A 4,626-nucleotide genomic window follows, 5' to 3' on the forward strand; every position below is an offset into this window, starting at 1 on the left:
GACGCGGCCGGCAGCGGCACCGGGAACGGGGGCGGGAGTGGGGGCGGCGGCACTGGTCACGGGAGCCTCACTTCGCGCGGGCGGCACACGGACGGGCGCGCGGCTTTCGCCGCACGCGACGGCGGTTCCCGATCAGCCTGCCTCAAGTAAGCACTTACTTGCAACCCACGTCGTGGCTCGGCGCCTGGGCCGACCCGCGGTCAGCCCGTCCGCGCCGGACCGGCCTTGGCCGACTGGGCCGACGCCGCGCCGGACCGGCCTGGCCGCCCGGAGCGCCGCCCGGGGCGCCGGGCGGCACGCGTGGCCGGGCGGTCTACCAGGGGCCGTAGGGGCCCATGTTGGAGCCGCGGCCGCCGCCGCGGCCCTTGAACGGCTTGACCGCGGGCCGGACGTCGGCGAGGTAGACGGCGGCGGCGATGAACGCGGCCACCGGCAGGATGCCGAACAGCACGGCGACCGGCGAGGAGCCCTGGAGCGGCAGGACGGCCGCCGCGAGGCCCACCACGGCCGCGACGATCAGGATGATCATCCAGAGCTTCTTGCTCTGCTTGCTCGCCGCGGCGTAGGCGTTCGTCGGCACGGTCAGCGCGTCGATCAGCGCCCACGCCTCCATCACGAACGCGATGAGCAGCAAGATCCAGAAGAAGTAGTCGAGCACACCGAAGCCGGTCACCGACGATCGACGCTCCTGTCTGTCCCGGGTGGCGCCGCGCGGGCGCCACGTGTTCGGCGGATGGTCCCCCCACCCTATGCGGCCTGTCCAGCCGGTACTCCGAACGACGAAGGGGCCCGGCCGGGTGTTCCCGGCCGGGCCCCTTCCGCATGCCTCCCGCGTCCGTCCCGTGCGGCCGACGCGTGCCGCGCCGGCCCGCGGGCGGCGGTCAGGAGTCGGTCTGGCGGGTGGACGCGGGGGAGCCGGTCTGCTCCTCGGCGGCCTTCCGGGTCCGCGCGGCCTTGGCCTTGGACGCGCCCTTGGCCTGGTCGCCCGCGGCGACCTCGGCGACGGCCTCGGCGCCCTGGGCGACCTCGGCGGCGGCGCCGTGCACGACCTTCTTGCCGCGCTCGGCCAGTTCGTCCACGAACTCGACGGCGCGGGTGCCGAAGTGCGTCACGTACGCGACGGCGGCGCCCGGAAGGTCCTTGACCTCGACCTTCTCCTGGAGCCGCCCGACGTTCTGCCGGGCCTCGACGCGGGCCTTGCCGACGTTCTCGCGGACCCCGCCGCGGTACTTGGCGACCGCCTCGCGGACCTGCTCGCCGTACTTGTCCAGGTTGCCCCGGACCTCGCCGCGGTACCGGTCGAGGTTCTCGCGGACCTCGCCCTGGTACTTGGCGGCCGTCTCGCGCGCCTTCCCGACCTGCTCGGGGGCCTCGCGGAGCTTCTCCACCGCGAGGTCGCCCGCGCCGGCGACGGTGTAGACGAGCTTGTTCTCACGCAGGGTGTCGGCGAAAGTCATCGGTCCTGCTCCCCTTCTCGTGCTGCGGATGCCTGGTCGCCGTCCGCCTCGCGCGCGCCGCTCGGGGCGCCGCCGGGGACGGCTCCGGTTGCTGCGTTCTCCTTGCGGAACGAGTCGTAGATGTCGAGCAACACCTGCTTCTGGCGTTCCGTCAGGACGAGGTCGGCCCGGACCGCGGCCTGCACGTCGCTCTCCGCCTCGCGGGCCTCGAGGATGCCCGCCTGGACGTACAGCGCCTCGGCGGAGATGCGCAGCCCCTTCGCGATCTGCTGCAGGATCTCCGCGCTCGGCTTGCGCAGGCCCCGTTCGATCTGGCTCAGGTACGGGTTGGAGATGCCCGAGACGTCCGCGAGCTGGCGCAGCGAGATCTGCGCCCGCGTGCGCTGCTCCCGGATGTACTCCCCGATGGAGCCGACCTTCGAACTTGCCATGCCTCCACCCTCCGCGACCGTGCTTGCAATTGCAAGCAGGCTGCTAGCGTTTTCCCGGTGAGCCTGCTCACATCCGCCCTGACCAGCAGCGATGTCCGTCATTCCCGGCTCCCCGGCCAGGCCGTGAGGACCATCTCGACCGCCGGAAGCAGATCATCGACGGTCGCGCCGTCGCCGGCGCGCTGCGACAGCCCCTGCAGGACGAGGGCGAACATCTGGGCCACCGCACGAGGGTCGGCGCCCTCCGGCAGCTCGCCCTTGCGGACGCCCTCGGCCGCCCGTTCGGCGAACGCGTCCACGTTGCCGTTGCGGATGTCGCGGAGGTACGTCTCGATCTCGGCGTCGCGCGGCGCGACGTTCGTGGCGGCCCGGATGACGAGGCAGCCCGCCGGGTGGGACGGGTCGGTGTAGATCACGGCGGCCTCCCGCAGGGCGCGGGCGTACCCGCGGTAGAGGGTGGGCTCCTCGGCGAGGGCGCGGCCGACGAAGTCCGCCCACTCCGTCCGCTGGTAGCCCTCGACGACCTCCTTGAACAGCGTCTTCTTGTCGCCGAACGCGGCATAGAGGCTGGCCGGGCGGATGCCCATGGCCTCGGTCAGGTCGCCGATGGACGTGGCCTCGTAGCCGCGCTCCCAGAACAGCCTGGTGGCGGACGCGAGGGCGGCGTCGCGGTCGAAGGCCCGGGGACGGCCCCGGCGGGTCTCGGTCATGCCCCAATTCTAGATCGACCGCTCAACAAAGTGTGCTAGGTTCTTTCTTGAGCGATCATTCAACAAATGAGAGGCGGTCGCACGATCATGGGCACTGGACGTCTGGACGGAAAGTTCGCGCTGGTCACCGGGGGCAGCAGGGGTATCGGGCGGGCCATCGCGCGCCGGCTGGCCGCGGACGGCGCGACCGTCGTCCTCACCTACGCCCGGGACGCCGAGTCGGCGGCCGGCATCGTCGCGCAGATCGAGAAGGAGGGCGGGCGGGCCCACGCGATCCAGGCCGACTTCGGCACGCACGGCGACGCGGAACGCCTGTGGGCCGCCTACGACGAGGCGACCCGGGACGAGCCGGGCGGCGGCGGGCGCGTGGACATCATCGTCAACAACGCGGGCATCGGACGCAGCGACGACCTGGAGCACCTCACCGAGGACGGCTTCGACGAGGTGTTCGCGGTGAACGTCCGCGCGCCGTTGTTCATCGTCCAGCAGGCCCTGCCGCGGCTGAACGACGGCGGCCGGATCGTCAACGTGACCACCGGGCTGACCAGGATCGCGATGCCCGAGATCCTCGCCTACAGCGCGACCAAGGCCGCCCTGGAGAACCTCACCCTGAACCTGGCCGTGCAGCTCGGGCCGCGCGGCGTCACCGTCAACTCCGTCCGGCCGGGGATCATCGACACCGACGTCAACGCGTCCTGGCTGCGCGGGAACCCCGAGGCGTGGGAGCAGTCGGCCGCCCTGTCGGCGCTCGGACGCGTCGGGGAGCCCGAGGACGTCGCGGACGTCGTCTCGTTCCTCGCGTCCGACGAGGCCCGCTGGGTGACCGGCAGCGCCCTGGACGCCACCGGCGGGTCGAAGCTCTGAGGCCCCGCTTGGCGGTCGGAACGCCGCGGTTCCGCGGACCCGGCGGGCCTCCAGGCCCCGGCGGGTCCGCGGATCTCGGAGGTCAGGAGACGGCGCTGGGGGCGGCCGTCCAGGTGTTGCAGACGGACAGGTCCTGCGTCCGGATGCCCCGGACGACCCATCCGGCGTAGTGCTTGCTGGAGCCGTGGTCGCGCTTGTCGGCGGGCTGGTTCTCGTCGCCGCGGCCCTGGACGTCCACGACCAGCGCGGTGTACTGCTGCTGGTCGAGCGGCAGGGTCGTGCGGTTGGCGCCGAGGAACTCGCCCGCGAAGCACTGCGCCTGCAGCTCGATGCGGCGGCTGGCCTCGGCCCGGCCGAGCGGGTCGCTCTCGTCCATGAGGCGGTCGCCGTAGAGCAGGATGCCCGCCCGGTCCTGGACGTGGTGGCCGTACTCGTGCGCGATGACCCGCGCGAACACCGCGAAGTGCGCCACCGACTCGTTGCCCGAGGTCTCGATGACGTGCTTGAGGCCGACGTACATCGTGTTGTTCGCCGGGCAGTAGAAGGCCGACGAGCCGGGGGCGGGGTAGTTGCCGCACGGGCTGTTGCCCGGCGTCAGCCAGAACACCCGGTTCGGCGGCGCGAACGACATGCCGCTCTTGCCGAACTGGGCCTTCCAGGTCGCGTCGAGGCAGTCGCTCAGCTCGTTCATGAAGCGGCGCATCGAGTCGGACGTCTCGTCCAGCGCGGGCAGGTGGCAGCTCACCGAGGACAGCGCCCCGGTCGCGTACAGCTTGTTGTTCGTGGCGGTCGCGCGAGTCGCGGTCTGCGGCGACCCGCCGCCCCGGCCGGGCGAGGTCGCGCCGCTCCCGCCGGAGCTCTGCACGGTCGTCCGGTGGGACGACAGCGCCGACAGCACCACGATCAGCACGACGCCGAGCGCGGCGAACGCGCCGATGATCCCCGCGACCGTCCCGCCGGCGCTGCGGCGCGGCGGACGGCTCGGCGGCATGTACCGGTACGCGACCGGGCCGCCGCGCGGGTAGGGCTGGGGCATCCCCCGGTACGGCGGCGGCGGTCCCTGCGGGGGCGGGGGCGGCGCGCCGTACGGCTGCGCGGGCGGCGCGCCGTAAGGCGGACGGGGCGGGGCGCCGTAAGGCTGCGCCGGCGGCGCGCCCTGCGGGG

The 4,626-nt window shown here is 73.0% G+C and carries 6 protein-coding genes; 1 reads left to right on the forward strand and 5 read right to left on the reverse strand.

Translation table 11 applies throughout. The annotated features are described in order from the left end of the window. Positions 1 to 313 precede the first annotated feature (313 nt). From AB0J52_RS28325 to AB0J52_RS28340, 4 genes are all read right to left on the reverse strand, one after another. A complete protein-coding gene (locus AB0J52_RS28325; RefSeq protein WP_500185492.1) occupies positions 314 to 673 on the reverse strand; it encodes a DUF2516 family protein in 360 nt (119 codons plus the stop codon). Between the two features lie 208 nt (positions 674 to 881). Beyond that, entirely contained in the window at positions 882 to 1,457 is a 576-nt protein-coding gene (locus AB0J52_RS28330) for a hypothetical protein (RefSeq protein WP_500185494.1), read from the reverse strand. Next, entirely contained in the window at positions 1,454 to 1,888 is a 435-nt protein-coding gene (locus AB0J52_RS28335) for a helix-turn-helix domain-containing protein (protein WP_500185496.1), read from the reverse strand. The genes AB0J52_RS28330 and AB0J52_RS28335 overlap by 4 nt, the downstream gene beginning before the upstream one ends. 98 nt (positions 1,889 to 1,986) lie before the next feature. After that, positions 1,987 to 2,598, reverse strand: coding sequence for a TetR/AcrR family transcriptional regulator (locus AB0J52_RS28340; protein WP_500185499.1), 612 nt, complete (start codon positions 2,596 to 2,598; stop codon positions 1,987 to 1,989). A 66-nt stretch (positions 2,599 to 2,664) separates the two neighbouring features. Between AB0J52_RS28340 and AB0J52_RS28345 the strand changes: the two genes are divergently transcribed. Further along, on the forward strand, positions 2,665 to 3,462 hold the full coding sequence (locus tag AB0J52_RS28345; protein WP_500185502.1) for an SDR family NAD(P)-dependent oxidoreductase: 798 nt from the start codon (positions 2,665 to 2,667) through the stop codon (positions 3,460 to 3,462). A gap of 82 nt (positions 3,463 to 3,544) precedes the next feature. Here the strand turns inward: AB0J52_RS28345 and AB0J52_RS28350 are convergent. Then, the coding region (locus AB0J52_RS28350) for a neutral zinc metallopeptidase (protein ID WP_500185505.1) at positions 3,545 to 4,626 on the reverse strand (1,082 nt) is incomplete at its 5' end.

The organism is Spirillospora sp. NPDC049652, from assembly GCF_040675125.1.
Classification (GTDB): Bacteria; Actinomycetota; Actinomycetes; order Streptosporangiales; family Streptosporangiaceae; genus Spirillospora.